At 59.8% G+C, this 26,158-nt stretch carries 22 protein-coding genes; 16 read left to right on the top strand and 6 right to left on the bottom strand.

What is annotated here, in order from left to right:
• The first annotated feature begins 114 nt into the window (after nucleotides 1-114).
• The 3 genes from AC54XV_RS13125 (at nucleotide 115) to AC54XV_RS13115 (ending at nucleotide 2,532) form a co-directional block, all read left to right on the top strand.
• Nucleotides 115-1,044 carry a LysR family transcriptional regulator gene (locus AC54XV_RS13125; protein ID WP_003402775.1) on the top strand — a complete coding sequence of 310 codons (930 nt, stop codon included), beginning with the start codon at nucleotides 115-117 and terminating at the stop codon, nucleotides 1,042-1,044.
• Nucleotides 1,045-1,209: 165 nt separating this feature from the next.
• A complete protein-coding gene (locus tag AC54XV_RS13120; RefSeq protein ID WP_003318521.1) occupies nucleotides 1,210-1,602 on the top strand; it encodes a MerR family transcriptional regulator in 393 nt (130 codons plus the stop codon).
• Between the two features lie 30 nt (nucleotides 1,603-1,632).
• Nucleotides 1,633-2,532, top strand: a complete 900-nt coding sequence (locus AC54XV_RS13115; protein WP_003402776.1) for a hydroxymethylglutaryl-CoA lyase — start codon at nucleotides 1,633-1,635, stop codon at nucleotides 2,530-2,532.
• A gap of 301 nt (nucleotides 2,533-2,833) precedes the next feature.
• Here the strand turns inward: AC54XV_RS13115 and AC54XV_RS13110 are convergent, their stop codons facing one another.
• Entirely contained in the window at nucleotides 2,834-3,091 is a 258-nt protein-coding gene (locus AC54XV_RS13110) for a hypothetical protein (protein ID WP_024641290.1), read from the bottom strand.
• 235 nt (nucleotides 3,092-3,326) lie between these two features.
• Between AC54XV_RS13110 and AC54XV_RS13105 the strand changes: the two genes are divergently transcribed.
• The 4 genes from AC54XV_RS13105 to AC54XV_RS13090 are packed head-to-tail and all read left to right on the top strand — an operon-like array spanning nucleotide 3,327 to nucleotide 8,947.
• Nucleotides 3,327-4,490, top strand: coding sequence for an isovaleryl-CoA dehydrogenase (locus AC54XV_RS13105; protein ID WP_011267707.1), 1,164 nt, complete (start codon nucleotides 3,327-3,329; stop codon nucleotides 4,488-4,490).
• A 13-nt stretch (nucleotides 4,491-4,503) separates the two neighbouring features.
• Nucleotides 4,504-6,111, top strand: coding sequence for a carboxyl transferase domain-containing protein (locus AC54XV_RS13100; protein WP_060400159.1), 1,608 nt, complete (start codon nucleotides 4,504-4,506; stop codon nucleotides 6,109-6,111).
• A gap of 14 nt (nucleotides 6,112-6,125) precedes the next feature.
• Nucleotides 6,126-7,001 carry a gamma-carboxygeranoyl-CoA hydratase gene (locus AC54XV_RS13095; protein WP_496718852.1) on the top strand — a complete coding sequence of 292 codons (876 nt, stop codon included), beginning with the start codon at nucleotides 6,126-6,128 and terminating at the stop codon, nucleotides 6,999-7,001.
• Nucleotides 6,998-8,947, top strand: a complete 1,950-nt coding sequence (locus AC54XV_RS13090) for an acetyl/propionyl/methylcrotonyl-CoA carboxylase subunit alpha (RefSeq protein ID WP_032653556.1) — start codon at nucleotides 6,998-7,000, stop codon at nucleotides 8,945-8,947. Before AC54XV_RS13095 ends, AC54XV_RS13090 begins: the two co-directional genes overlap by 4 nt.
• A gap of 96 nt (nucleotides 8,948-9,043) precedes the next feature.
• On the opposite strand, the gene nfuA is transcribed toward AC54XV_RS13090, so the two are convergent.
• Together nfuA and AC54XV_RS13080 are read right to left on the bottom strand one after the other, a co-directional pair.
• A complete protein-coding gene (nfuA, locus tag AC54XV_RS13085; RefSeq protein WP_011267703.1) occupies nucleotides 9,044-9,637 on the bottom strand; it encodes a Fe-S biogenesis protein NfuA in 594 nt (197 codons plus the stop codon).
• A 70-nt stretch (nucleotides 9,638-9,707) separates the two neighbouring features.
• On the bottom strand, nucleotides 9,708-10,730 hold the full coding sequence (locus AC54XV_RS13080) for an acyltransferase family protein (protein WP_024651450.1): 1,023 nt from the start codon (nucleotides 10,728-10,730) through the stop codon (nucleotides 9,708-9,710).
• A 406-nt stretch (nucleotides 10,731-11,136) separates the two neighbouring features.
• Between AC54XV_RS13080 and metH the strand changes: the two genes are divergently transcribed.
• The gene (gene metH, locus AC54XV_RS13075) at nucleotides 11,137-14,856 is read left to right on the top strand and encodes a methionine synthase (RefSeq protein WP_496718849.1); all 3,720 of its coding nucleotides are present in this window, start codon (nucleotides 11,137-11,139) and stop codon (nucleotides 14,854-14,856) included.
• Nucleotides 14,857-14,867: 11 nt separating this feature from the next.
• Here the strand turns inward: metH and AC54XV_RS13070 are convergent, their stop codons facing one another.
• Nucleotides 14,868-15,968, bottom strand: coding sequence for an ABC transporter substrate-binding protein (locus AC54XV_RS13070; protein ID WP_024641284.1), 1,101 nt, complete (start codon nucleotides 15,966-15,968; stop codon nucleotides 14,868-14,870).
• A gap of 554 nt (nucleotides 15,969-16,522) precedes the next feature.
• On the opposite strand from AC54XV_RS13070, the gene AC54XV_RS13065 reads away from it, so the two are divergent.
• Both AC54XV_RS13065 and AC54XV_RS13060 read left to right on the top strand, forming a co-directional pair.
• Nucleotides 16,523-18,181, top strand: coding sequence for a nitrite/sulfite reductase (locus tag AC54XV_RS13065; protein ID WP_003402786.1), 1,659 nt, complete (start codon nucleotides 16,523-16,525; stop codon nucleotides 18,179-18,181).
• Nucleotides 18,165-18,659 carry a DUF934 domain-containing protein gene (locus AC54XV_RS13060; protein ID WP_024641283.1) on the top strand — a complete coding sequence of 165 codons (495 nt, stop codon included), beginning with the start codon at nucleotides 18,165-18,167 and terminating at the stop codon, nucleotides 18,657-18,659. The genes AC54XV_RS13065 and AC54XV_RS13060 overlap by 17 nt, the downstream gene beginning before the upstream one ends.
• A 165-nt stretch (nucleotides 18,660-18,824) precedes the next feature.
• Here AC54XV_RS13060 and sohB read toward each other — a convergent pair whose 3' ends face one another.
• Nucleotides 18,825-19,847 (bottom strand): protease SohB, encoded by a 1,023-nt coding sequence (sohB, locus tag AC54XV_RS13055; RefSeq protein WP_003402788.1) that lies wholly within the window; start codon nucleotides 19,845-19,847, stop codon nucleotides 18,825-18,827.
• Nucleotides 19,848-20,052: 205 nt separating this feature from the next.
• Here sohB and AC54XV_RS13050 point away from each other — a divergent pair, with 205 nt between their 5' ends.
• The 6 genes from AC54XV_RS13050 to AC54XV_RS13025 all read left to right on the top strand — a co-directional run bounded on the left by AC54XV_RS13050 (nucleotide 20,053) and on the right by AC54XV_RS13025 (nucleotide 25,333).
• Entirely contained in the window at nucleotides 20,053-20,763 is a 711-nt protein-coding gene (locus AC54XV_RS13050) for a histidine phosphatase family protein (RefSeq protein WP_058398587.1), read from the top strand.
• 55 nt (nucleotides 20,764-20,818) lie between these two features.
• Entirely contained in the window at nucleotides 20,819-21,136 is a 318-nt protein-coding gene (locus AC54XV_RS13045) for an SCP2 sterol-binding domain-containing protein (protein WP_003348992.1), read from the top strand.
• A gap of 213 nt (nucleotides 21,137-21,349) precedes the next feature.
• A complete protein-coding gene (locus AC54XV_RS13040) occupies nucleotides 21,350-22,417 on the top strand; it encodes a phosphotransferase family protein (RefSeq protein ID WP_003402791.1) in 1,068 nt (355 codons plus the stop codon).
• Between the two features lie 27 nt (nucleotides 22,418-22,444).
• Nucleotides 22,445-23,212, top strand: coding sequence for an SDR family oxidoreductase (locus AC54XV_RS13035; protein ID WP_024641970.1), 768 nt, complete (start codon nucleotides 22,445-22,447; stop codon nucleotides 23,210-23,212).
• Between the two features lie 100 nt (nucleotides 23,213-23,312).
• Entirely contained in the window at nucleotides 23,313-24,461 is a 1,149-nt protein-coding gene (locus AC54XV_RS13030; protein WP_003402795.1) for a Gfo/Idh/MocA family protein, read from the top strand.
• Between the two features lie 92 nt (nucleotides 24,462-24,553).
• Nucleotides 24,554-25,333 (top strand): TSUP family transporter, encoded by a 780-nt coding sequence (locus tag AC54XV_RS13025; RefSeq protein ID WP_003402798.1) that lies wholly within the window; start codon nucleotides 24,554-24,556, stop codon nucleotides 25,331-25,333.
• Here AC54XV_RS13025 and nudC read toward each other — a convergent pair.
• Nucleotides 25,301-26,137 (bottom strand): NAD(+) diphosphatase, encoded by an 837-nt coding sequence (gene nudC / locus AC54XV_RS13020; protein ID WP_024638799.1) that lies wholly within the window; start codon nucleotides 26,135-26,137, stop codon nucleotides 25,301-25,303. The two genes, AC54XV_RS13025 and nudC, sit on opposite strands and share 33 nt — an antisense overlap.
• Nucleotides 26,138-26,158: the final 21 nt, after the last annotated feature.

Genomic DNA, 26,158 nt, shown 5'->3' with positions numbered 1-26,158 from the left:
TAATCTATTCCCAGCGTGTATAAACATTCATAACCGATATATGATCCGTCACCATCGCGGCATTACCACCCCTCTAAACAATCAATCACAATAACGGCACGAGGCGCCCCATCAATGAACCTGAACAAGGTCGATCTCAACCTTTTCATTGTCTTCGACGCCATCTACACCGAAGCCAACCTGACCCGCGCCGGACAGATTGTCGGCATTACCCAGCCTGCAGTCTCCAACGCACTGGCGCGGCTGCGCGAGACCTTCAACGACCCGCTGTTCGTGCGCACGGCACAAGGCATGGTGCCGACACCGATGGCGCAGAACATCATCGGCCCGGTGCGCAACGCCCTTTCGTTGCTCAGGGTATCGGTGCAGGAAAGTCGCATCTTCAACCCGTTGCAGGCCAACAAGAATTACCGCATCAGCATGACCGACCTGACCGAGGCAGTGATCCTGCCAGCGCTGTTCCAGCGACTGCGACGCCTGGCGCCTGCGGTGACCATCGAAAGCTTTCTTTCCAAGCGCCGGGAAACCACCAAGGAACTGGCCGCCGGACGCCTCGACTTCGCTGTGGACGCGCCGCTCAACACTGACCCGCAGGTGCGCCATGTGAAGCTGATGGAGGACCGCTATGTGTGTGGCATGCGCAAGGGGCATCCATTGGCAAACAAGGCCACGCTGACCCTCGACGATTACCTGAGCCAGTCTCATATCCATATCTCCAGCCGCCGCAGCGGGTTGGGCCATGTGGATCTGGCGCTCGGCAAGATGGGCATCCAGCGCAGGATAGCGTTGCGCTCGCAGCACTACATGATGGCAACCCAGGTGCTGCAGCAGACCGACATGGTCATGACTGTGCCCGAGCGCTTCGCCCGACGTAACGACTTGCACTATGTCTACCTGCCAGTCAGCGACGTTCCCTCGGTCGAGACCCACCTGTACTGGCATGAAAGCACCGACCAGGATCCGGCCAATCGCTGGATGCGCGAGCAGATCATCGAACTTTCACAGCGGGTGGTGGCGCAGGAACACAACCTCGAAAAGGCATGAAATATTTAACTTAAGTTATTGATTATAAAAACTTAAATAACATAACTTAATGTCGTTTCTAGGTAGTGGGGTGCGACCGCTCAAGCTCTGGTATCGCCACTGCAGCTTGACGCATACGTAAAGCAGCCCTTAGCTTTGCGGTTGTATACCTCGCCGAGTCATGCCATGAGCAGTCACACCTACAGCATTTCCGAGCTCGCCCGCGAGCTGGACATCACCACCCGCGCCATACGCTTTTACGAAGAGCAAGGCATGCTCAGCCCTGAACGCAAGGGCCTGGAACGTATCTATACGGCCCGTGACAAAGTCACTCTGAAACTGATCCTGCGAGGCAAGCGCATCGGTTTTTCCCTGGCCGAGTGCAAGGAACTGATCTCGTTGTACGACCCTGCCGGTGGCAATCAGAAGCAGTTGCAGACCATGCTGGGCAAGATCGCCGAACGCCGTGATCAGCTGGAGCAGCAGTTGCTGGACATCCAGCAGATGCAACTGGAACTGGACACCGCCGAAGAGCGCTGCCGAGCCGCACTCGATAAAACCGCTGCCGCCCCACTCTGACCCCTTCGCACTGACTACAAAGGCGCCGCCATGTCCCTCCCGCAAAAGGTGAATCTCGTTGAAGTCGGCCCGCGTGACGGTCTGCAGAATGAAGCGCAACCCATCAGTGTCGACGACAAGGTGCGCCTGGTGGATGACCTGACGGCAGCCGGGCTGGGCCATATCGAGGTCGGCAGCTTTGTCTCGGCCAAATGGGTCCCGCAGATGGCGGGCTCGGCTCAGGTGTTCGAGCGGATCCAGCGCCGTGAAGGCGTTATCTATTCGGCTCTGGCGCCGAATCTGCGCGGCTTCGAAGACGCATTGGCTGCCGGGGTCAGAGAAGTCGCGGTGTTCGCGGCGGCGACCGAAGGGTTCTCGCAGCGCAACCTCAACTGCTCGATCAGCGAAAGCCTGGAGCGCTTCGCGCCGGTCATGGAAGCGGCACGGATGCATGGCGTGCGGGTTCGAGGGTATGTGTCGTGCGTATTGGGCTGCCCTTATGAAGGCAGCGTTTCGCCCGAACAGGTCGCGACGGTCGCCAACCAACTGCACGCGATGGGCTGCTATGAAATTTCCCTGGGCGACACCATCGGAACCGGCACGCCGGGCGCCACACGGGCCTTGTTCAACGCCGTGGCTGCGCAGATACCGCGCGGCAAGCTGGCCGGCCACTTCCACGACACCTATGGCCAGGCGCTGGTAAACATCTACGCAAGCCTGGAGGAAGGCATCCAGGTCTTCGACAGCTCAGTGGCTGGCCTCGGCGGCTGCCCCTACGCCAAGGGTGCCAGCGGCAATGTTGCCTCCGAGGACGTGCTGTACATGTTGCAGGGGCTGGGTATCGAAACAGGCGTCGATCTGGACCAGGTCATTGCGGCGGGCCAGCGCATCTGCGACGTACTGCAACGTAGCAATGGCTCCCGCGTGGCCAGAGCCAGACTGTCTGCGTAGCACTGTCACCGGTCGGTAACAGGGTGCGACAACTTGCCACAGAGTGTTACTGTGCCCCGCGTCGAGCAGAGACAAACGGGTAACACGGAAACACTCGGCCGCAGAATCAAACGGTCCGATGCCGGAAAAACAAGGTGATCCCCCGGTATTACAGGGGTTTTGAAAACCTGGCACGGGTCCTGCTATATCCTTTGTACAACAAAAATAAAAACACGCAGCACACCAATAAACACGCAGCACACCAATAAAAACAACACGTACCGGCTCTGACATAACAAGAACAACACGTACAGAGACGTAGCTAACAGATTTTTTTGGAGTGGATAGCTTTTCTGAACCACTTGCCTCGCAAGTCGTTCGCAGCCAGACAGAGAACAACAAAACTGCCCCGAGGCAGTTGCCGAACTGGTTGGATCACTACGATGAAAGTGTCATCAGCGCTCAAAAAAATACGTTTGCTCTTGATCCCGTCTGCGGATCGCTCAAAAAAGATGTGAAGGGTCAGGTCGCCAAAAACAACAACAGGCCTCCCGAACAACAAAAAAGAGCATAGCAACACACCTTGAAGGGGAGCCCAGGCTCCCCTTCGTGCTTTCCGGCGTTCCGCCCTCTTCTCTCGTGACTGAAAAATACAGCCTGATCACTCCCGGTCCGCTTCGGCATGGGCGTTGACAGCACAATCCTACAGGTTTACGTTAACGTAAAGGTCATAGCTGATAGACACTATAACCGCTTCCAGAAAGACGCGCCGTCCAAGAACAAAGCGCCACTCAAGAACAAAAAAGGAAAGCCCCATGAGTTACCCCAGCCTGAACTTCGCACTTGGCGAAACCATCGACATGCTGCGCGACCAGCTGCAATCCTTCGTCGCCGCAGAGCTTGCCCCGCGCGCCGCGCAGATCGACAAGGACAACCTGTTCCCCGCCGACATGTGGCGCAAGTTCGGTGAAATGGGCGTACTGGGGATCACTGTCAGCGAAGAGTACGGCGGCGCGGGCCTGGGTTATCTGGCGCACGTCGTGGCGATGGAAGAAATCAGCCGTGGCTCGGCATCCGTGGCGCTTTCCTATGGCGCCCATTCCAATCTGTGCGTGAACCAGATCAACCGCAATGGCAGCCCGGCGCAAAAGGCCCGTTACCTGCCCAAGCTGATCAGCGGTGAACACGTTGGCGCGCTGGCCATGAGTGAACCCAATGCAGGCTCGGACGTGGTGTCGATGAAACTGCGCGCCGACAAGCGCGGTGATCGCTATGTGCTCAACGGCAGCAAGACCTGGATCACCAACGGGCCGGATGCCGACACCTATGTGATCTACGCCAAGACCGACCTGGAAAAGGCAGCCCACGGCATCAGTGCGTTTATCGTCGAACGCGACTGGAAAGGCTTCTCGCGGGGCAGCAAGTTCGACAAGCTGGGCATGCGCGGCTCCAACACCTGCGAACTGTTTTTCGATGATGTCGAGGTGCCCGAGGAGAACCTGCTGGGCATGCTGGATGGCGGAGTCAGAGTGCTGATGAGCGGCCTTGATTACGAACGCGTCGTGCTCTCCGGCGGACCGACCGGGATCATGCAGGCGTGCATGGACGTGGTGGTGCCCTACATTCACGACCGCAAACAGTTCGGCCAGAGCATCGGCGAGTTTCAGCTGATACAGGGCAAGGTCGCAGACATGTACACCCAGCTCAATGCCAGCCGGGCCTACCTGTATGCGGTCGCCCAGGCTTGTGACCGCGGCGAGACCACTCGCAAGGACGCTGCGGGGGTAATCCTGTACAGCGCCGAGCGGGCCACGCAGATGGCGCTGGAGGCCATCCAGATTCTCGGCGGCAATGGCTACATCAACGAGTTCCCGGCGGGCCGACTGTTGCGCGACGCCAAACTCTACGAGATCGGCGCAGGCACCAGTGAAATCCGGCGCATGCTCATCGGTCGCGAACTGTTCAACGAAACCCGTTGATCGGGGAGCCACCATGACCATTCTGCAGACCCGAATCAACACCCGCTCGCCTGAATTCACCCTCAATCGCGACGCGCTGCTCAAGCAGGTCGAAGCATTGCGCTCGCTGTTGAGCAACGTCCAGCAAGGTGGCGGCCCCAAAGCCCAGGAGCGCCACACCTCACGCGGCAAGTTGCTGCCGCGCGAGCGTATCAACCGTTTGCTGGACACCGGTTCACCGTTTCTGGAAATCGGCCAACTGGCCGCGCACGAGGTATACGGCGAAGAGGTCCCGGCCGCTGGCGTGATCGCCGGAATCGGCCGGGTCGAGGGCGTCGAATGCATGATCATCGCCAACGACGCCACGGTCAAAGGCGGCTCCTATTACCCGCTGACCGTAAAGAAGCATTTGCGCGCCCAGACCATCGCCCAGCAGAACCGCCTGCCGTGCATCTATCTGGTGGATTCCGGCGGCGCCAACCTGCCGCGTCAGGATGAAGTGTTTCCCGACCGCGAACATTTCGGGCGGATCTTCTTCAACCAGGCGAACATGAGCGCGCAAGGTATCGCCCAGATCGCGGTGGTCATGGGCTCCTGTACCGCAGGTGGCGCGTACGTACCCGCCATGGCCGACGAGGCGATCATGGTCCGCCAGCAGGCCACGATCTTTCTGGCCGGCCCGCCGCTGGTCAAAGCGGCAACCGGCGAAGTGGTCAGCGCCGAAGAACTGGGCGGTGCCGATGTGCACTGCCGCACGTCCGGTGTCGCCGACCACTATGCCGACAACGACGATCACGCGCTCGCACTGGCGCGCCGCAGCATCGCCAATCTGAACTGGCGCAAGCAGGGCCAACTGAACACCGTCGCGCCCATTGCACCGCTGTACCCCGGCGATGACCTGTACGGCATCATCCCCACCGACACGAAACAGCCATTCGATGTAAGGGAAATCATCGCGCGCCTGGTGGATGGCTCGGTGCTCGACGAATTCAAGGCTCTGTTCGGCACCACGCTGGTCTGTGGCTTCGCGCGTCTGCATGGCTACCCGATCGCGATCCTCGCCAACAACGGCATCCTGTTCGCCGAAGCGGCGCAGAAAGGTGCGCATTTCATCGAGCTGGCCTGCCAAAGGGGCATCCCCCTGCTGTTCCTGCAGAACATCACCGGCTTCATGGTCGGCCAGAAGTATGAAGCGGGCGGCATCGCCAAGCATGGTGCCAAGCTGGTGACCGCCGTGGCCTGCGCCAGGGTGCCGAAATTCACGGTGATCATCGGCGGCAGTTTTGGCGCGGGGAATTACGGCATGTGTGGCCGCGCTTACGATCCGCGCTTTCTATGGATGTGGCCCAACGCGCGGATCGGCGTGATGGGCGGCGAACAGGCGGCCGGCGTGCTGGTGCAGGTCAAATGCGAGCAGGCCGAACGGGCCGGTCAGGCGTTCAGCGCCGAACAGCAGACCGAGCTGAAACAGCCGATTCTCGATCAGTACGAGCATCAGGGCCATCCTTACTATTCCAGCGCCCGCCTGTGGGACGACGGAGTCATCGACCCGGCGCAAACCCGCGACATTCTCGCGCTTGCCCTCTCCGCCTCGCTCAACGCGCCCATCGAACCTACCACCTTCGGCCTGTTCCGAATGTGAGCCGGGAAATGACCATGACTTCGACCTCATTCGCAACCATAGAGCTGATCAACGACCCACGTGGCTTTGCCACGCTGTGGCTGAATCGACCGGACAAGAACAACGCCTTCAACGCGCAGATGATCCGCGAGCTGATTATCGCCCTGGACCAGGTACAAGGCGATACCAGCCTGCGTTTTCTGCTGTTGCGTGGCCGTGGCCGGCATTTCAGTGCCGGTGCCGACCTGGCGTGGATGCAGCAGGCAGCAGACCTGGATTACAACACCAATCTGGACGACGCCCGCGAACTGGCGGAGCTGATGTACAGCCTCGCCAGGCTGAAAATACCGACGCTCGCCGTCGTCCAGGGCGCAGCTTTCGGCGGTGCGCTGGGCCTGATCAGTTGCTGTGACATGGCCATTGCAGCGGTGGATGCGCAGTTCTGCCTGTCCGAAGTGCGCATCGGCCTGGCGCCGGCCGTTATCAGTCCATTCGTGGTACAGGCCATCGGCGAACGCGCTGCGCGACGTTACACCCTGGCGGCCGAGCGCTTCGATGGCCAGCGGGCGCAGCAGATCGGTCTGGTCGCCGAGTGCTACCCGGCTGCAGAACTGCAAGATCGAACGCTGCAATGGGTCGACAACCTGTTGCTCAACAGCCCGCAGGCCATGCGAGTCAGCAAGGAGCTGCTGCGCGAAGTCGGCAGCGGTATGCTGACCCCCGCGCTGCGTCGCTACTGCGAAAGCGCAATCGCGCGTATCCGCACCAGTGCCGAAGGCCAGGAAGGCCTGCGCGCGTTTTTGCAGAAACGCACACCTGGCTGGCAGTCCGTCAAGGATCAACCGCCTGGCAATCCCGTTCCAGCAGCCTCGACAGCCCGGCACGAACCTCAGAAGGACTCGCAATCATGAGCATGCCCGAGCTGACCACGCTGTTGATTGCCAACCGCGGCGAGATCGCCTGCCGCATCATGCGCACGGCGAAAAACATGGGCCTTACCACGGTCGCCGTGCACAGCGCCATCGACCGTGACGCACGGCATAGCCGAGAGGCCGACCTCTGCGTGGACCTTGGCGGCAGCAAGGCCGCAAACAGTTATCTGGCGATCGACAGGCTTATCGAAGCCGCCCGGGCGAGTGGCGCGCACGCGATCCATCCCGGCTACGGTTTTCTTTCTGAAAACGCCGATTTTGCGCGTGCCGTCGAAGACGCCGGGCTGATTTTCCTCGGCCCCCCCGCCTCGGCCATCGATGCAATGGGCAGCAAATCCGCCGCCAAGGCCTTGATGGAGCAGGCAGGCGTGCCGTTGGTGCCGGGCTATCACGGTGAAGCACAGGACGTCGAGACGTTCCGCGCCGCTGCCGAGCGTATCGGCTACCCGGTGCTGTTGAAAGCCACCGCTGGCGGCGGCGGCAAAGGCATGAAAGTGGTCGAGCATACGGGCGAACTGGCCGAAGCGCTGGCTTCGGCGCAACGCGAGGCGCTGTCCTCGTTCGGTGACGCGAGGATGCTGGTGGAGAAGTACGTGCTCACCCCGCGCCATGTCGAAATCCAGGTGTTTGCCGACCGGCATGGCCACTGCCTGTACCTCAATGAGCGCGATTGCTCCATTCAGCGCCGACACCAGAAGGTCGTCGAGGAAGCACCGGCGCCCGGCCTGACGGCCTCATTGCGCAAGGCCATGGGCGAAGCCGCGGTGAAAGCCGCACAAGCCATCGGCTACGTCGGTGCGGGTACGGTGGAGTTCCTGCTGGACGCACGCGGCGAGTTTTTCTTCATGGAAATGAATACCCGCCTGCAGGTGGAGCATCCGGTCACCGAGTACATCACGGGTCTGGACCTGGTGGAATGGCAGATCCGTGTCGCCAGAGGCGAATCGCTGCCCATCACCCAGGAGCAGGTGCCCCTGACCGGCCACGCCATCGAGGTCCGTCTGTACGCCGAAGACCCGGTCAACGACTTTCTTCCGGCCACCGGCACGCTGGAGCTCTACAGAGAGCCTGCGCCCGGCCCCGGCAGGCGGGTGGACAGCGGCGTTGCCGAGGGCGACAGCATTTCGCCCTTCTACGACCCGATGCTCGGCAAGCTGATTGCCTGGGGCGAAGACCGCGAGCAAGCCCGCCTGCGCCTGCTGGCCATGCTCGATGAATTTGCAGTGGGCGGAGTCAGGACCAACCTGGCGTTTCTGCGCAGAATCATCGCGCATCCAGCGTTCGCCGCCGCGCAGCTTGATACCGGCTTCATTCCCCGCCATCAGGCGCAACTGCTGCCGCACACCAATGAGCCGGACGAGACATTCTGGCAGGCCGCTGCCGAGGCCTTCAGCCAGAGCGAACCGGCACGCATCGATCAAGCCGATCCGTATTCGCCCTGGGCAGTCAGCAGCGGCTTTCGCGCCGGCCTGCCTGCGCAGACGGATCTGCGACTGAGCTGCAACGGTCTAACCCGCAACACCTGCCTGCGCAACAGCAGCCCCTCGTTATTCACTCTGAGTGGCGAGCATTTGCAGGTCGAGCACAACGGTGTGCGCCAACGACACCTGGCGATACGACGCGGCAATACGCTGTATCTCGAATGGCAAGGCGAGGTGCAAACCGTCACCCGCCTGGACGCCATCGCCCAGGCAGACGTCGGTGAGGGTCAGCATGCAGGCCTGACAGCACCGATGAATGGCAGCATCGTACGGGTATTGGTTGAAGTGGGTCAGGCTGTCGAGCCTGGCGCGCAACTGGTGGTGCTGGAAGCCATGAAGATGGAACACAGCATCCGCGCCGCCAGCGCCGGAGTGATTACCGCGCTCTACTGCCACGAGGGAGAGATGGTCAACGAAGGCGCGGTGCTGGTGGAGCTGGACTGACGCTCGTCAACCGCCACACATGAAAACGCCCTGAACAGTCAGGGCGTTTTCGTGCAGCAACTTTCGTGCAGCAACTTCCTTGCAAAAAAGAGACGCCTAGTAGTAGGCGTTTTCTTTCTGCGTATGGTCGGTAACATCGCGAACGCCCGACAACTCGGGAATACGCTCAAGCAACGTGCGCTCGATACCTTCCTTCAGCGTGACATCGGCCTGGCCACAACCCTGGCAACCACCGCCGAACTGCAGCACGGCGATGTTCTTCGTCTCTTCCTCGACCACATCGATCAGCGTGACCTGACCGCCATGGCTGGCGAGGCCCGGATTGATCTCGGTTTGCAGGTAGTAATTGATGCGCTCGTTGATCGGGCTGTCGGCATTGACCATCGGCACTTTGGCGTTCGGTGCCTTGATAGTCAGCTGCCCGCCCATCCGGTCGGTGGCGTAGTCGACCACTGCATCATCGAGAAAGGCCTCGCTGAAGCCGTCGATCCAGGCCGTAAAGCTCTTCAGGCCGATGGCCTTGTCTTCCGGTTTTTCTTCACCCGGCTTGCAGTAGGCAATGCAGGTTTCGGCGTACTGAGTGCCGGGCTGGGTGATAAATACGCGGATGCCAATGCCCGGGGTATTCTGCTTTTCCAGCAGATCGGCCAGATAATCGTGGGCGGCATCGGTAATAGTGATAGCGGTCATGAAAATTCCTCGCAGACGTGCGTGCAGTTTACGCCAATCGGCCGCTTCACACAAAGTCCCAGTATTTTTGTCAGGTTAATGCCTGCGCCTGACTGACCGCCCTGCGCGCATCCAGCCAGGCTTTCATCCGGCGGTACAGGCCTTTCTCGATCCACTCATAACTGACCCACGCACCGATGGCGATGATCGGCACGCAGAAGGCGAAGACCACATAGGGATTGAGGCCAAAGCGCTGCGCCATCAGCAAGCCGCCGTACAGCACCAGAACGTGCAGCAGGTACACCGAATACGAGCAGTCACCCAGCACCTTTAGCAAGCGATTGCCCTGAAAATATGGTTCCAGCGAAATGCACGACAGCACGATCAAGGCACTCGGCAGACCCCAGTTGAGCAGGCGCTGCTCGTTGCTCAGGTTATTGATCGCATACAGCCCGACCGCTATGCCTGCCAGCGGCAGCCATAGCGCCTGTTTGATCCAGCCCCGGCGATAGAGAATGCCGATACCGATACCCAGCAGGAATTCGTAAATGATGTCGTTGCCATAAAAGCGGCTGATCAGCCCGGCGCGGGCCAGAACCTCACTGACCGCAAACAGCGCTGCGGCAATGATCAGCGGCCGGTGGCGCTGTTGAAAGAGGAATACCATCGAAAACAGCAGGTAGAAGAACATCTCATAGTTCAGCGTCCAGCCAACGTTGAGCGTCGGGTAGAGACCATAGCCCCCGGGATTCTCGGAAGGAATGAACACCAGTGACAAGAGGAAATTCTGCCAGCCGATCACCTGATGCGGGAGCATCGGCGCTGCAATCAGCAGCAGCAACCCCATGGCGGCGGTGTATAGCCAATAGGCCGGAACGATGCGAATCAGGCGATGCAGAATGAAACGCCGTGCTGGCATGTCACTGTTCTGCGTGGATAAAAAGATAACCAGGCCGCTGATGACGAAGAAGATATCCACACCGACCGCGCCCTTTGACCCAAAGAACTGCCCCACCGGACCGCTGGCCTTGAAATCGAAAAAAATCTGCATGAAGTGATGACACACCACGACCCACGCTGCGAACGCCCGTAGGGCCTGAACTGAAATCAACATCACAAAAAACCTCAACTACCTGACTTTCAATCATGGACCGTTGGATAGACCGGTCTATGACGCGCACCATTTCGGACCACCTTTTTGAAAAAAAGATCGCGCGAGATACATTTCGTTCAGGAAGCAAAGATGGCCGCAGGCCATGTTGCACAAGGGCCTGCGACGTGAAGCCCCCGTTTTTCAGAGGTTTTCGTAGCGATTCATGTCCAGCACACCCGCTTCGCGTGGTTCAGTTTCCTGAACGTAGCGACTCCCAATGTGCCGAAGGCTCGGTAGTACAACGCTACAAAGGCACCCTCGCCTCCAACATGAATGATTTTCATGCAAAAGGCGCAACAACACTAAAACCGTTCCGGTTTGCTATCATCCCGTTCTTTAAAGAATCGACCTTTTCAAGGTAGCCCCCATGTCTGACCGCAGCGCCCGCCATCAAGCTTTTCTCACTGCTCTGAAACAGAGGATCCTGATCCTCGATGGCGGCATGGGCACCATGATCCAGAGCTACAGGCTCGAAGAACAGGATTACCGCGGCAAGCGCTTTGCCGACTGGCCCAGCGATGTCAAAGGCAACAATGACCTGTTGATCCTGACCCGCCCTGATGTGATCGGCGCTATTGAGAAGGCTTATCTGGATGCTGGCGCCGACATCCTCGAAACCAACACATTCAACGCCACCCAGGTGTCCCAGGCCGACTACGGCATGGAATCGATCGTTTACGAGCTGAACGTCGAAGGCGCGCGCCTGGCGCGCAAGGTCGCAGACGCCAAGACACTGGAAACCCCGGACAGGCCGCGCTTCGTGGCCGGTGTGCTGGGCCCCACCAGTCGCACCTGCTCGCTGTCGCCGGACGTCAATAACCCCGGCTATCGCAATGTGACCTTTGACGAACTGGTCGAGAACTACACCGAAGCGACCAAGGGGCTGATCGAAGGCGGCGCCGACCTGATCCTCATCGAGACCATTTTCGACACGCTCAACGCCAAGGCGGCGATCTTTGCCGTACAGGGTGTATTCGAAGAAGTCGGCTTTGAGCTGCCGATCATGATTTCCGGGACCATCACCGACGCATCCGGGCGCACCCTGTCCGGCCAGACCACCGAAGCGTTCTGGAACTCGATCAGCCATGCAAAACCTATCTCGGTCGGCCTGAACTGCGCACTGGGCGCCAGCGAACTGCGTCCTTACCTGCAAGAGCTGGCCAATAAAGCCAACACCCATGTCTCCGCGCACCCCAACGCCGGCTTGCCGAATGCATTTGGCGAATACGACGAGCTGCCGAGCCAGACGGCGAAGATCATCGAAGAATTCGCCCAGAGCGGCTTCCTGAACATCGTCGGCGGCTGCTGCGGTACGACACCGGCGCACATCAAGGCGATCGCCGAGGCGGTTTCGGGTTACGCGCCGCGGGAAATTCCGGACATCCCCAAGGCCTGCCGCCTGTCGGGCCTCGAACCGTTCACCATCGATCGCCAGTCGCTGTTCGTCAACGTCGGCGAGCGTACCAATATCACTGGCTCCGCCCGCTTCGCCCGCCTGATCCGTGAAGACAATTACACCGAAGCCCTCGAAGTCGCCCTGCAGCAGGTCGAAGCCGGCGCTCAGGTGATCGATATCAACATGGACGAAGGCATGCTCGACTCGAAGAAGGCCATGGTGACCTTCCTCAACCTGATCGCAGGCGAGCCGGACATCTCCCGCGTACCGATCATGATCGACTCCTCGAAATGGGAAGTGATCGAGGCCGGCCTCAAGTGCATACAGGGCAAGGGCATCGTCAACTCCATCAGCATGAAGGAAGGCGTCGAGCAGTTCATTCATCACGCCCGCCTGTGCAAGCGCTATGGCGCGGCGGTGGTGGTCATGGCCTTCGATGAACAGGGTCAGGCCGACACCGAAGCGCGCAAGAAGGAAATCTGCAAGCGCTCCTACGACATTCTGGTCGACGAAGTGGGCTTCCCGCCGGAAGACATCATCTTCGATCCGAACATTTTCGCCATCGCCACCGGTATCGAAGAACACAACAACTATGCCGTGGACTTCATCAACGCCTGCGCCTACATCCGTGACGAGCTGCCGTATGCGCTGACCTCGGGTGGCGTGTCCAACGTATCTTTCTCGTTCCGCGGCAACAACCCGGTACGCGAGGCGATCCACTCGGTGTTCCTGCTGCATGCGATCCGTAATGGCCTGAGCATGGGCATCGTCAACGCCGGGCAGCTGGAAATCTACGACCAGATCCCCGCCGAACTGCGCGACTGTGTCGAAGACGTGGTGCTCAACCGCAACCCCGAGGGCACCGATGCACTGCTGGCGATTGCCGACAAGTTCAAGGGGGATGGCAGCGTCAAGGAAGCCGAAACCGAAGAATGGCGCAGCTGGCCGGTCAATCAGCGTCTGGAACACGCGCTGGTCAAGGGTATTACCACCCATATCGTGCAGGACACCGAAGAGTCGCGCGTGGGGTTCGCGCGACCTATCGAAGTGATCGAAGGCCCGCTGATGGCGGGCATGAACGTGGTCGGCGACCTGTTTGGTGCAGGCAAGATGTTCCTGCCCCAGGTGGTCAAGTCCGCGCGCGTGATGAAACAGGCCGTGGCGCACCTGATTCCGTTCATCGAACTGGAAAAGGGCGACAAGCCCGAAGCCAAGGGCAAGATCCTGATGGCGACGGTCAAGGGCGACGTGCATGACATCGGCAAGAACATTGTCGGCGTGGTACTGGGCTGTAACGGCTACGACATCGTCGATCTGGGCGTAATGGTGCCTGCCGAGAAAATCCTGCAAGTGGCCCGCGACGAGAAATGCGACATCATCGGCCTCTCCGGCCTGATCACGCCGTCACTGGACGAAATGGTGCATGTCGCCCGGGAAATGCAGCGCCAGGACTTTCACCTGCCGCTGATGATCGGCGGCGCGACCACCTCCAAGGCGCACACGGCGGTGAAGATCGAACCCAAATACAGCAATGATGCCGTGATCTACGTCACCGATGCTTCCCGAGCAGTCGGCGTCGCGACCCAGTTACTGTCGAAAGAGCTGAAGCCGGCCTTCATTGAAAAGACCCGCCTGGAATACGTCGAAGTACGTGAACGCACCTCGGCACGCAGCGCGCGTACCGAGCGCCTGAGTTACGGCGCTGCAGTGGCTAAAAAGCCGCAGTTCGACTGGGAAAACTACACCCCGGCCCAACCGACGTTCACCGGCACCCGGGTCCTGCAGGATATCGACCTGAACGTGCTGGCCGAGTACATCGACTGGACGCCGTTCTTCATTTCCTGGGACCTGGCTGGCAAGTACCCGCGCATCCTCACCGACGAAGTGGTCGGTGAAGCGGCCACCGCGCTGTACGCCGACGCCACGCAGATGCTGCGCAAGCTGATCGACGAGAAGCTGATCAGCGCCCGCGCGGTCTTCGGCTTCTGGCCAGCCAATCAGGTCAATGACGACGATCTGGAAGTCTATGACGATGACGGCAGGCCGTTGGCGAAGCTGCATCACCTGCGCCAGCAGACCATCAAGCCCGACGGCAAGCCGAACTTCTCGCTGGCCGACTTCGTTGCACCAAAGAGCAGTGGCCTGACCGACTACATCGGCGGGTTCATCACCACAGCCGGCATCGGCGCCGAGGAAGTCGCCAAGGCTTATCAGGACAAAGGCGACGACTACAACTCGATCATGGTCAAGGCGCTTGCCGACCGTCTCGCCGAAGCCTGCGCCGAATGGCTGCACCAGCAGGTGCGCAAGGAATACTGGGGTTATGCGCAGGACGAAGCGCTGGACAACGAAGCGCTGATCAAGGAGCAATACATCGGCATCCGCCCGGCGCCGGGCTACCCGGCGTGCCCCGATCACACGGAAAAGGGCACCCTGTTCGCCCTGCTCGATCCGCTACCGGAAGGCAGCGCCGAGCACACGGCAGGCAAGAGCGGCGTGTTCCTGACCGAGCACTACGCGATGTTCCCGGCTGCAGCGGTCAGCGGCTGGTATTTCGCCCATCCCCAGGCGCAGTACTTCGCCGTGGGCAAGATCGACAAGGATCAGGTCGAAAGCTACACCGCTCGCAAGGGTCAGGACCTGAGCGTCACCGAACGCTGGCTGGCACCGAACCTGGGCTACGACGAGTAACGCCTGACCGGTCATCTGCCGCCTGAGTGATCAGGCGGCAACATGCCTTTCAGCGAAAATGGCGACGCATCGCCAGAAGCCTCCACATTGAATGCCTGGATATCGAACCGGTAACGTTCTTTGCTGGCTGCATCCAGAAAACGTTGCGCATCCTGCGGCTCGACGACGTGAACCACATCGATGATGCGTGCACCGATCTGTTGCCGGGCCTGGCGTTGGGCCGTGTCATAGCGGTGCAAGAGAATGATCGCCCATCCGCCCAGGGTGAAATGCCCTGACGCCACCACGCTCAGACTGCCATTGAGCTGAGCCTGCAGTGAAAGTGACGTGCCGTTGATGGCGCTGAACAACACGTCCTGCCCCGGCTTGCCGCCCTGCTCACGCAATGCCTCCATTGCACCAAACGCCATCTGCTCGTTGGCAGCCCACACCAGGCGTGTCTGCGGGTAGCGCTTGAACAGCACGCGAGCCTGCTCGAGCACGCGATCGCGTCGCCAGCCACCCAGCGCAATCTGCCGTAGATGCACCTCTGGATGCTCCGACAGGGCACGCAGCATGCCTTTTTCACGCAGCAGGGAAACCGGCGTGGTGTTGGTCCCGGAAAACGCCAGCATGTCGATGACCTGACCATCCGCGCCAGGCGCCGCGAGACTGATAAGCCGTTTTGCCGTCAGATAACCGCCCTCCTCATCGTTACCCACCAGGCTGCCGATGAAGTCCGGATAACGCGATGGCAGGTCACCGAGAATCCGAATCTGGTCCGCGTTCAGCGTATTGTTGACGGCAAACAGCTTTACCCCACTGCCCACGGACATACGCAGCACTTCAGGGGCGATATTCAGCTCGTTGGAGAACAACAGGTAATCCGGGCGCTCGTCCCCTTGCAGCGTCGCTCGCGCCAGATCGAGCAACTTGCGAGTGTCGCGCTCGGTATAGAGTATTTTCAGCGACATGCCGGTGGTGTCGGCAGCCGTCTGCATGACCCGGGAGTAACTCAGCCAATAACCGTCTGATTCTGCGCCGGGGCTCAGGAATACCACCGAGGCAGCCTGTGTCTCCCCGACCCACAGACAACTGCACAGTACCAGCCAGCCAGCATATAACGCCTTCATATCAACGAACCTTGAAGCAGCCGGGATTTATCGCCAAAAGCGAGTTATCGGCTGCGGCAGCAAGGTTCTGCAGACTTTCGGCAGATTCTTTATCAGCCGGTCACTGGCTGCTGGCCCAGAACATCGCGGCGCCTACTGCCAGAATGACAATGAATAAAATGGCCCAGGTATCGACGGATCTGCCCGGCTTGGTTACTTTCGGGTGCTTGCTCATCGCATCGCCTCTTGTCGGTCTTGTGGGTGATTGCACATGAATGGGAGTATCCCGACACCTGTTCAGCATCGGTCAACATGCAGTTAAGTCGAGTCTTGTCCACACAGCAAGCGGGGATATGAACAGGCGTCGTTTTGCTTATCGCTTTTAGTGATTTGCATATATATAAACATCACTTTTATCGATAACTGCAAACTGCTATCGTCGCCTTCGCTCCCCGGGGAGTGCGCGGCCGTGCGCGCAGAATTGACCAGATGAAGCAGGAAACATCGAGCAGCGGGCTTTTTTCAGACTGACGCCACTGCCCTGCTTCATGACGAAGCCTGAGAACAGGACCTATATGTACGTATACGACGATTACGATCAGAAGATCATCGAGGACCGCGTCAAGCAGTTCCGGGATCAGACCCGACGCTACCTGGCCGGGGAACTGAGCGAAGAAGAGTTTCGACCGTTGCGCCTGCAAAACGGTCTTTATGTTCAGCGCTTCGCGCCAATGTTGCGCGTCGCCGTGCCCTACGGTCAGCTGACCTCGCGCCAGGCGCGCATGATGGCGAAAATTGCGCGCGACTACGATAAAGGCTACGCGCACATTAGCACCCGCCAGAACGTACAGTTCAACTGGCCTGCGCTTGAAGATGTCCCTGATATTCTCGCTGAACTGGCAACCGTGCAGATGCACGCTATCCAGACCAGCGGCAACTGCCTGCGCAACGTCACCACCGACCAGTTTGCCGGTGTGGCGGCGGACGAACTGGTAGACCCGCGCCCATGGTGCGAGATCGTCCGTCAATGGACCACGTTCCACCCTGAATTCGCTTACCTGCCGCGCAAGTTCAAGATCGCGATCAATGGCTCGACCAGTGACCGCGCAGCCATCGAAGTGCATGACATCGGCCTCGAGCCATTGCGCAACGAAGCCGGCGAGCTGGGCTTCCGCGTTCTGGTCGGTGGCGGTCTTGGCCGTACACCGGTCGTCGGTGCCTTCATCAACGAGTTTCTGCCGTGGCAGGACCTGCTGAGCTACCTCGACGCCATCCTGCGGGTCTACAACCGCTATGGCCGTCGCGACAACAAGTACAAGGCGCGCATCAAGATTCTGGTCAAGGCGCTGACCCCTGAAGTGTTTGCCGCCAAGGTCGAGGCTGAAATGGCTCACCTGCGTGGCGGTCAGACCACCCTGACCGAAGCCGAAGTGCAGCGCGTGTCCCGGCACTTCGTCGACCCGCAATACAAGGCACTCAGCGATCAGCACGCCGAACTGGCGGCGCTGGATGCTCAACACCCCGGCTTCGCTCGCTGGCGTCAACGCAATGTGCTGGCGCACAAGAAGCCTGGCTACATTGCCGTGACCCTGTCGCTCAAGCCAACCGGCGTCGCTCCTGGCGATGTGACCGACAAGCAACTGGACGCCATCGCCGACCTGGCCGATCGCTACAGCTTCGGTCAACTGCGCACCTCCCACGAGCAGAACATCATCCTTGCCGATGTCGAGCAGAGAGAGCTGTTCACCCTGTGGAACGAGCTGCGCGACAATGGTTTCGCCACGCCGAACATTGGCCTTCTGACCGACATCATCTGCTGCCCGGGCGGTGACTTCTGCTCGCTGGCCAATGCCAAGTCGATCCCGATCGCCGAATCCATCCAGCGTCGTTTCGACGATCTTGACTACCTGTTCGATATCGGCGAGCTGGACCTTAATATCTCCGGCTGCATGAATGCCTGCGGCCACCACCATGTCGGCCATATCGGCGTGCTGGGCGTGGACAAGAAAGGTGAAGAGTTCTATCAGGTCTCGCTCGGCGGCAGCGCCAGCCGTGATGCGAGCCTGGGCAAGATTCTCGGCCCCTCCTTTGCCCAGGAGGCGATGCCGGACGTGATCGAGAAGCTGATCGACGTCTACGTTGAAAAACGTACCGAAGACGAGCGCTTCATCGACACCTACCAACGTATTGGCATTGACCCTTTCAAGGAGCGCGTCTATGCAGCGAATCATTAAGAACAACGAAGTCATCGATGAAACCTGGCATCTGCTGCCCAAGGACACGACCTTTGACAGCCTGTCGAACTGCGACGACCTGATCGTGCCGCTGGCGCTGTGGCGCGAACACGCGCACGCGCTGAAGGCACGCGATGGCGGTCTGGGTGTGTGGCTGGACAGCGATGAGGAAGCCGAGGAAATCGGCGAGGATGTCGACCAGTTTCAGGTCATCGCTCTGAATTTTCCGGCCTTCACTGATGGCCGAAGCTTCTCGAATGCGCGCCTGTTGCGTGATCGTTATGGCTACAAGGGTGAATTGCGTGCCATCGGCGACGTGTTGCGCGATCAGTTGTTCTACATGCACCGTTGTGGCTTCGACGCATTTGCGGTGCGTGCCGACAAGGATCCGTACGAGGCACTGGAAGGTCTGAAGGACTTCTCGGTCACCTACCAGGCCGCGACCGACGAGCCGCTGCCGCTGTTCCGACGCCGCTGATTCAGGCGTCCCGGGATTTGGCTAAAGGCACGGCTCGGGAACTGATGACTATCGTTCCCATGCTCCGCGCGGGAATGCAGTTCGTGACGCTCTGCGTCACGCGGCGGTTCCGTAACACTCAGCTGACTTGGGGTTCGACTCAAGTCAGCTTTTCACCTACACCTACTACCAGAACCGCTGCTGGGTCAAACGTCCCCACCACTTGGTGGCCAGTTGATCCGCTGAGGTGGCAGCCGCCATGCCCATGCGCTCTTGCAGGCTTTTGCGCTGCACGTAGTGCAGGTGGAACACGTCTGCATTCCTGGCCCGCTCGGCCAGGTACTCGTCACTGGTCTTGAGTTCATCGACCAGCAGCTTGTCGACCGCCGCCATGCCCAGCCATACCTCGCCCGTCGCCACTTCGTCGATGGACAATTGCGGGCGGTAGCTGGCAACGAAGTTTTTGAACAGGTCGTGGGTGATGTCCAGGTCCTGCTGAAATTTCTCGCGGCCCTTTTCGGTGTTTTCGCCAAACACGGTCAGGGTGCGCTTGTATTCACCTGCGGTCAGCACTTCGAAATCGATGTCGTGCTTTTTCAACAGGCGATTGACGTTGGGCAGCTGTGCCACCACGCCAATGGACCCGAGGATGGCGAACGGTGCGCTGATGATCTTGTTGCCGATGCACGCCATCATGTAACCACCACTGGCAGCGACCTTGTCGATGCACACGGTCAGCGGGATGCCCGCCTGACGAATACGCGCCAGTTGCGAAGACGCCAGGCCGTAGCTGTGAACCATGCCGCCGCCGCTTTCCAGACGCAGCACCACTTCATCCTTGTCGGTGGCCAGGGTCAGCAGCGCGGTGATTTCATGGCGCATGCTTTCAGTGGCCGAGGCCTTGATGTCCCCGTCGAAATCCAGCACGTAGACACGAGCCTTGGGCTCGGCGTGCTTTTTCTCTTTCTTCAGTGCCTTGCCCTGCTCTTTGCGCAGCGTCTTGAGGTGCTCCTTGTCGAGCAATGACTGCTCAAGCCGTTCGCGCAGGCCCTTATAGAAATCATTGAGCCGGGTGACCTGCAATTGTCCGGACGACTTGCGACGGCCCTTGCCACGCATGGACGCAATGGCAACCAGTACCACAACGATGGCGATCACCAGCGTCACGGTCTTGGCCAGAAAACTTGCGTAATCGACAACGAAATCCACGAATATCCCTCATGAGTGTCAGGCCCTTACCAATCAAGGGCTGTGCTGAATGCAGCATACCGACGCCCTTTGCCGCGCACCAGTCAATGACCCGTTACAAACCATTAAAACGATGATTTCAAACGAGCGTATGTTTTTTCATTGACAGTCCCCCGGCATCCCTCATAACCTCGGTGCACCTTCGGCGTACCGAGAAGAAACGGACGTGGGCAGCATCTACCTGATACGACATGGCCAGGCCTCATTTGGTGCCGAAAATTACGACGTGCTGTCGCCCGTGGGGATTCGTCAGTCTCAAGTGCTGGGTGCCCACCTTGCCGAGAAGGGGCTGAGCTTTGATCGCTGCGTGTCCGGTGAGCTCATGCGCCAGAAAGACACCGCCCGGCATGTACTGGGTCAGTACAGCGAAGCAGGCCTCGATACGCCTGAGGTGCAACTGGACAGCGCTTTCGATGAATTCGATGCCGAAGGCGTGATCAGGGCATTGATACCGGCCATGCTCGAAGACGAACCGCAAGCGCTGGATATACTGCGCGATGCAGCGGCAAATCCTGCAGGGTTCCAGCGCCTGTTCAACCTGATTACCGGGCGCTGGCTGAGCGGCAACCACGATACGCCGGGGCTGCAAAGCTGGCAGGCGTTCGTGGCGCGCGTCGAGGCAGGCCTGAAGCGGATTCTCCAGGCTGCCGGCCCGCATGAGCGGATCGCGGTATTCACCTCCGGCGGCACCATTACCGCGCTGCTGCATCTTATTACCGGAATGCCTGCATCAAAGGCACTGGAGCTTCACTGGCACATCGTCAATACGTCGTTGCACCAGCTTAAATTCAAAGGCACCGACGTGACCCTGGCTTCCTTCAACGGTTACACACATTTGCAACTGCTGAAGGCGCCGGAGCTCATCACCTATCGTTGAGCCCGGCCAATCGCGTCCTGTCGGACGCTGGCACTTACTCTAAAAGGATCACCACATGACCTCAGTAGCAGACGCCGTACAGACCATGAAAAACAAGTTCAACCCAGCTGCTGCTGCCGGTCTGGACCTGGTCTTCGGCTTCAACATCACCGACGAAGACAAGCACTACGCACTGATCGTCAAGGACAGCACCTGCGAACTGCAGGAAGGCGAAAACCCGGACGCCAACGTGACGCTGGTCATGGACAGCCAGACCCTCAAGGGTATCGTCAGCGGCGAGACCGATGGCATGCAGGCGTTCATGGGTGGCAAGCTGCGTGCCGAAGGCGACATGATGCTGGCCATGAAGCTCAGCGAACTGTTCCCGGTATAAACCTGCCGCACACGGCAGACTGCACTACCTGAAAACCGAAGCCCTGCCGGCTTCGGTTTTTTTATGCGCACCTTTGTATAAAAAAGCGATCAGAGCCACTGATTGCCCGGCAACACGCTAGCCTATAAAGCGGTCATGCGCTTGATCGCGGATTGGACGATCATTAGATTAGTCAATAGTTTGCGCTGACCATAATAAGCAAAAGGGATACGTATGGCACTGACTGACCAGTCCACCGAGATTCGCAGCGGCGAAGAACTGGACGCCTCCCTGATCGACGCGTACCTGAAGGCGCACGTGCCGGAGCTTCACGGCACGCCGACGATCAGTCAGTTTCCGGGCGGCGCATCGAACCTGACCTACCTGCTTCAGTACCCTGAGCGGGAACTGGTACTGCGTCGTCCCCCCTTCGGACACAAGGCGCGTTCGGCCCATGACATGGGCCGCGAGTACCGCATTCTCAATCAGCTCAAGGAAGCCTTTCCCTACTGCCCGGAGGCTTATCTGCACTGCACGGACGAGTCACTGATCGGCTCGGAGTTCTACGTGATGCAGCGCGTCAAGGGGATCATTCTGCGCTCTGACCTGCCGCCGGAACTGGCGCTGGATGCAACACAGACCGAACAGCTGTGCAAAAACTTCATCGACAAAATGGTAGACCTGCATCGTGTCGATTATCAGGCCTGTGGTCTGGGTGACCTCGGCAAGCCGCAGGGCTACGTACAGCGGCAGATTTCCGGTTGGTCCGAGCGCTACGAGAAAGCGCTGACCCCGGACGCTCCGGCGTGGGAGCAGGTCAAGCGCTGGCTGGCAGACAAAATGCCTGCCGACTCGCCGACCTCGAGCATCGTGCATAACGACTACCGTTTCGACAATGTGATCCTCGACCCGGCCAACCCGATGCACATCATCGGCGTACTGGACTGGGAGTTGACCACGCTCGGCGATCCGCTCATGGACCTGGGCAACACCCTCGCCTACTGGATACAGGCCGACGATCCAGCCACGGTGCAACTGATGCGCCGCCAGCCAAGCAATGCGCCGGGAATGCTGACCCGCCAGGCTTTTGTCGACTATTACGCCGAGCGCGCAGGCGTGCGCATAGACAATTTCGATTTCTACTACACCTATGGCCTGTTCCGTCTGGCCGGTATCGTGCAACAGATCTACTACCGGTTTTTTCACGGCCAGACCCAGGACAAACGCTTTGCCCAATTCATTCACATGAACAGGCTGCTGGAGCAGATGAGCCTGCGCGTGATCGAAAAAACCAGCCTCTGACCGCCAGCGGCAAGACAAGGAAATGATATGTCCAGAACCCAGCTATTCGACCTTGATGGCAAGGTTGCATTCGTTTCAGGTGCCAGCCGAGGCATCGGTGAAGCCATTGCTCGGCTGCTGGCCCAGCAAGGCGCGCACGTTATCGTCTCGAGTCGCCGGCTCGAGGGTTGCCAGGCAGTGGCGGACGCCATCGTCAGCGAGGGTGGCAAGGCAACAGCCATTGCCTGCCACATCGGTGAGCTGGAACAGATAAACAGTGCATTCGCGCAGATTCGCCAACAGTTCGGGCGCCTGGATGTCCTGGTCAACAACGCCGCCACCAACCCGCAGTTCTGCAACGTGCTGGACACCGATCCCGGCGCCTTCCAGAAGACAGTCGACGTCAACATTCGCGGCTACTTTTTCATGTCCGTGGAAGCCGGCAAGCTGATGCGCGAAAGCGGTAGCGGCAGCATCATCAACGTGGCGTCCATCAACGCGGTATCGCCGGGTGCCTATCAAGGCGTCTATTCGATGACCAAGGCAGCCGTGGTCAACATGACCAAGGTGTTTGCCAAGGAGTGCGCTGAATTCGGTATTCGCTGCAACGCCCTGCTTCCCGGCTTGACTGACACCAGGTTCGCATCCGCATTGGTCAAGAACGACGCAATCCTCAATGTGGCGCTGTCCCAGATCCCGCTGAAACGCGTGGCCGCTCCCAGCGAGATGGCCGGCGCGGTGCTTTACCTGGCCAGTGAAGCCTCCAGCTATACCACCGGTGTGGCGCTGAACGTCGACGGGGGCTTTTTATCCTGAAGAGCCGCCGGACTGGCAAAAAGTAAGTGAATTAATTTTCCATTATTAAAATATATGGAATATATTTTCCGCATAACAACAATCCTGTCTGGAGAATGTCATGCGCGAATCACTTTCCACATCGCCTGCGCAACTGGGTATCGGACTGATCGGCACCGGCTTCATGGGCCGTGCCCATGCGTTGGCGTTCGGCAACGCCAACGCTGCGCTTGATCTGCCCGCACGCATCCGGCTCTGCGCGCTGGCGGACGCCGACAGTGCACGCGCCGAGCAATGCGCAAGCGCCTGGGGGTTCGACCGCAGCCACGCTGACTGGCAGCAATTGATCGATGATCCGCACGTACAGATCGTGGCGATTACCACCCCCAATCACCTGCACTTCCCCATGGCCATGGCTGCCATCGCCGCAGGCAAGGCGGTGTATTGCGAAAAACCGCTGGCCGTGAATCTCGCCGAGGCCGATGAAATGCGCCGCAGCGCCAAGGCTGCGGGTGTCGTTACCCAGGTGGGCTACAACTACCAGCACAACCCGATGATCGGACTCGCCAGGGAAATGATCGAAGCCGGCGAACTGGGCGAAATCGTCAGCTTTCAGGGCGAGTTCAGCGAGGATTTCATGGGCGATCCGGCGTCACCCTGGTCGTGGCGCTGTGAAGCGGCGCATGCCGGCGGTGCACTGGCCGATCTGGGCAGCCACTTGCTGGCGATGGCTCGTCATTTGCTGGGCGACATCGAAGCAGTCTGCGCCGATGCCAGCACCGTACACCGTGAACGCCCGGCGAGCATCGGCAGCCAGCAACTGCGCGCCATTGCGGTGGACGACCAGACCCACGCGCTGCTGCGCTTTGCCAACGGTGCGCGCGGAACCTTCAGCAGCAGCTGGCTCAAACACGGCTATAAAAACCACCTGAGTTTCGAGATCAGCGGCACCAAAGGCACGTTGGCGTTCGATCAGGAGCGGCTCAACGAGCTGCGCCTCTACCGTACAGGCGCAGCCGGACGCGATGGTTTTCAGCGACTGCTGGCCGGCCCCGCACAACCGGGTTACGCCGCATTCTGCCCGGCTCCCGGCCACCAGCTGGGCTACAACGAGCTCAAGGCGCTCGAAGTACAAGCGCTCATCCAGGCCGTCTGTGGTCAGCGCAGCCGTGGCCCGGACTTCGAGGAAGCGTGGCAAATCGAACGCCTGGCGACGGCCATTCGCGTGGCCGCAGCCGAGCAGCGCTGGGTCGCGCTCACCGACATCTGACTTCCTGCAAACGTTGTACAAAGGGTAGAATGCGCCACGTTCGGGCAGTCATTCTGCCCCTTTGCCGCCCTCGCCATAAGCCCTCTGCCACCATGCCCTTTGAACTCAGCGTCGACCTGACCACCCTCGCCATTCTTGCCGTGGTTGCCTTCATAGCGGGATTCATAGACGCCATCGCCGGCGGCGGCGGACTGCTGACCACTCCTGCGCTGATGACCGCCGGCCTGCCGCCGCATCTGGTGCTGGGCACCAACAAGCTCAGTTCGACCTTTGGTTCAGCGACGGCCAGTTTCACGTTCTACCGTCGCAAGCTGTTTGATCCACGCCAATGGCTGCATGCAGTGGTCGGCACCGCCGTCGGCGCTGCACTGGGTGCGGTGATCGCCCATTACCTGCCAGCCGAGTGGCTGAACCAGATGTTGCCGGTGATTGTGTTCGGTTGCGGGCTGTACTTGTTGTTTGGCGGCACGCCCAAGGCGCCCTTGGACAGCAACGCGCCGATCAGGAAGAAATGGCAGTTGCCACAGGGGCTGGGCCTAGGCTTCTACGACGGTGTTGCCGGTCCGGGCACCGGTGCCTTCTGGACCGTCAGCACCCTGCTGCTCTATCCAGTAGACCTGGTCAAGGCCAGCGGCGTCGCACGCAGCATGAACTTCGTCAGCAATGCCGTGGCATTGTCGGTGTTCATCTTCTCGGGCCAGGTGGATTACATCATCGGCCTGAGCATGGGCCTTGCGGTAATGCTCGGTGCCTACTTCGGTGCAGGCACCGCGATCAAGGGCGGAGCCAAATTCATCCGCCCGGTGTTCATCACTGTGGTGCTGGGCCTGACCGTACGCCTAGCCTGGCAGCACTGGTTCGGGGGCGCCTGACCGCTCGGCCAGATACGCCTCGATAAGGTAACGGGCAATCGACCGATTGGCCGGTAACGGCGGCAGGTCATCGACATGAAACCAGCGTGCGTCTTCGATTTCTTCTGCCTGGGGCACGATTTCGCCGCTTTCGTATTCGGCATGAAACCCGAGCATCATCGAGTGCGGGAACGGCCAGCACTGGCTGCCCCGGTACTTGAGGTTCTTGATGCGCACCTGCACCTCTTCCATCACCTCGCGGTGTACGCAGTCTTCAGCAGACTCACCCGGCTCCACGAACCCGGCCAGTGCGCTGTACATGCCGGTGACAAACCGCGGTGAGCGGGCCAGCAGGATTTCATCGCCGCGGGTAACCAGCACAATCATGCTCGGCGAAATACGCGGGTACAGCCGCAGGTTGTCATGTTCGCAGAACATCGCCCGCTCTCCGCGAATCTGCACCGTCGCACGACCGCAGGCACCGCAGAAACGGTGTTCCCTGGCCCATGTGCTGACCTGCGCGGCGTAGCCGAGCATCTGGAAGACAGCGAAATCGCCTTCCAGCATGAACTGACGCAAGCCTTGCCAGGCGCAGCCCTCAACGGCAACCGAGCGCTCAAGCACCAGCAAGTAGACAGGCTCACCCTCGAAATAACCGATGCCGTGCTCGCTCTGCACCGGCAGGTCCTGCCCGGCTAACCAGCCCCTGGGGAACATCACCCCATTGGCGTCCAGCAAAAAACCCTGATCCCCCTGAACCACAGCCAAACCGCCAGGGGCCTCGACATCCAGAACTGCAGTTGTCCAACGCTCCGGGCGCGACATTAGAAACTCCTTCGCTCAAAC

It is taken from the genome of Pseudomonas fragariae (ex Marin et al. 2024), from assembly GCF_059621105.1.
Note: the sequence above shows the minus strand (reverse complement) of the source record. Positions and strands in the feature narration are given on the sequence as shown.

What these genes read in the sequence shown, in the direction of transcription:
- nudC (WP_024638799.1), bottom strand. Translation starts at nt 26,137, where the DNA reads ATGTCGCGCCCGGAGCGTTGGACAACTGCAGTTCTGGATGTCGAGGCC.
- AC54XV_RS13090 (WP_032653556.1), top strand. Translation starts at nt 6,998, where the DNA reads ATGAGCATGCCCGAGCTGACCACGCTGTTGATTGCCAACCGCGGCGAG.
- AC54XV_RS13070 (WP_024641284.1), bottom strand. Translation starts at nt 15,968, where the DNA reads ATGAAGGCGTTATATGCTGGCTGGCTGGTACTGTGCAGTTGTCTGTGG.
- AC54XV_RS13120 (WP_003318521.1), top strand. Translation starts at nt 1,210, where the DNA reads ATGAGCAGTCACACCTACAGCATTTCCGAGCTCGCCCGCGAGCTGGAC.
- AC54XV_RS13100 (WP_060400159.1), top strand. Translation starts at nt 4,504, where the DNA reads ATGACCATTCTGCAGACCCGAATCAACACCCGCTCGCCTGAATTCACC.
- AC54XV_RS13035 (WP_024641970.1), top strand. Translation starts at nt 22,445, where the DNA reads ATGTCCAGAACCCAGCTATTCGACCTTGATGGCAAGGTTGCATTCGTT.
- metH (WP_496718849.1), top strand. Translation starts at nt 11,137, where the DNA reads ATGTCTGACCGCAGCGCCCGCCATCAAGCTTTTCTCACTGCTCTGAAA.
- AC54XV_RS13060 (WP_024641283.1), top strand. Translation starts at nt 18,165, where the DNA reads ATGCAGCGAATCATTAAGAACAACGAAGTCATCGATGAAACCTGGCAT.
- AC54XV_RS13040 (WP_003402791.1), top strand. Translation starts at nt 21,350, where the DNA reads ATGGCACTGACTGACCAGTCCACCGAGATTCGCAGCGGCGAAGAACTG.
- AC54XV_RS13045 (WP_003348992.1), top strand. Translation starts at nt 20,819, where the DNA reads ATGACCTCAGTAGCAGACGCCGTACAGACCATGAAAAACAAGTTCAAC.
- AC54XV_RS13105 (WP_011267707.1), top strand. Translation starts at nt 3,327, where the DNA reads ATGAGTTACCCCAGCCTGAACTTCGCACTTGGCGAAACCATCGACATG.
- nfuA (WP_011267703.1), bottom strand. Translation starts at nt 9,637, where the DNA reads ATGACCGCTATCACTATTACCGATGCCGCCCACGATTATCTGGCCGAT.
- AC54XV_RS13115 (WP_003402776.1), top strand. Translation starts at nt 1,633, where the DNA reads ATGTCCCTCCCGCAAAAGGTGAATCTCGTTGAAGTCGGCCCGCGTGAC.
- AC54XV_RS13125 (WP_003402775.1), top strand. Translation starts at nt 115, where the DNA reads ATGAACCTGAACAAGGTCGATCTCAACCTTTTCATTGTCTTCGACGCC.
- AC54XV_RS13030 (WP_003402795.1), top strand. Translation starts at nt 23,313, where the DNA reads ATGCGCGAATCACTTTCCACATCGCCTGCGCAACTGGGTATCGGACTG.
- AC54XV_RS13095 (WP_496718852.1), top strand. Translation starts at nt 6,126, where the DNA reads ATGACTTCGACCTCATTCGCAACCATAGAGCTGATCAACGACCCACGT.
- AC54XV_RS13025 (WP_003402798.1), top strand. Translation starts at nt 24,554, where the DNA reads ATGCCCTTTGAACTCAGCGTCGACCTGACCACCCTCGCCATTCTTGCC.
- AC54XV_RS13065 (WP_003402786.1), top strand. Translation starts at nt 16,523, where the DNA reads ATGTACGTATACGACGATTACGATCAGAAGATCATCGAGGACCGCGTC.
- AC54XV_RS13080 (WP_024651450.1), bottom strand. Translation starts at nt 10,730, where the DNA reads ATGTTGATTTCAGTTCAGGCCCTACGGGCGTTCGCAGCGTGGGTCGTG.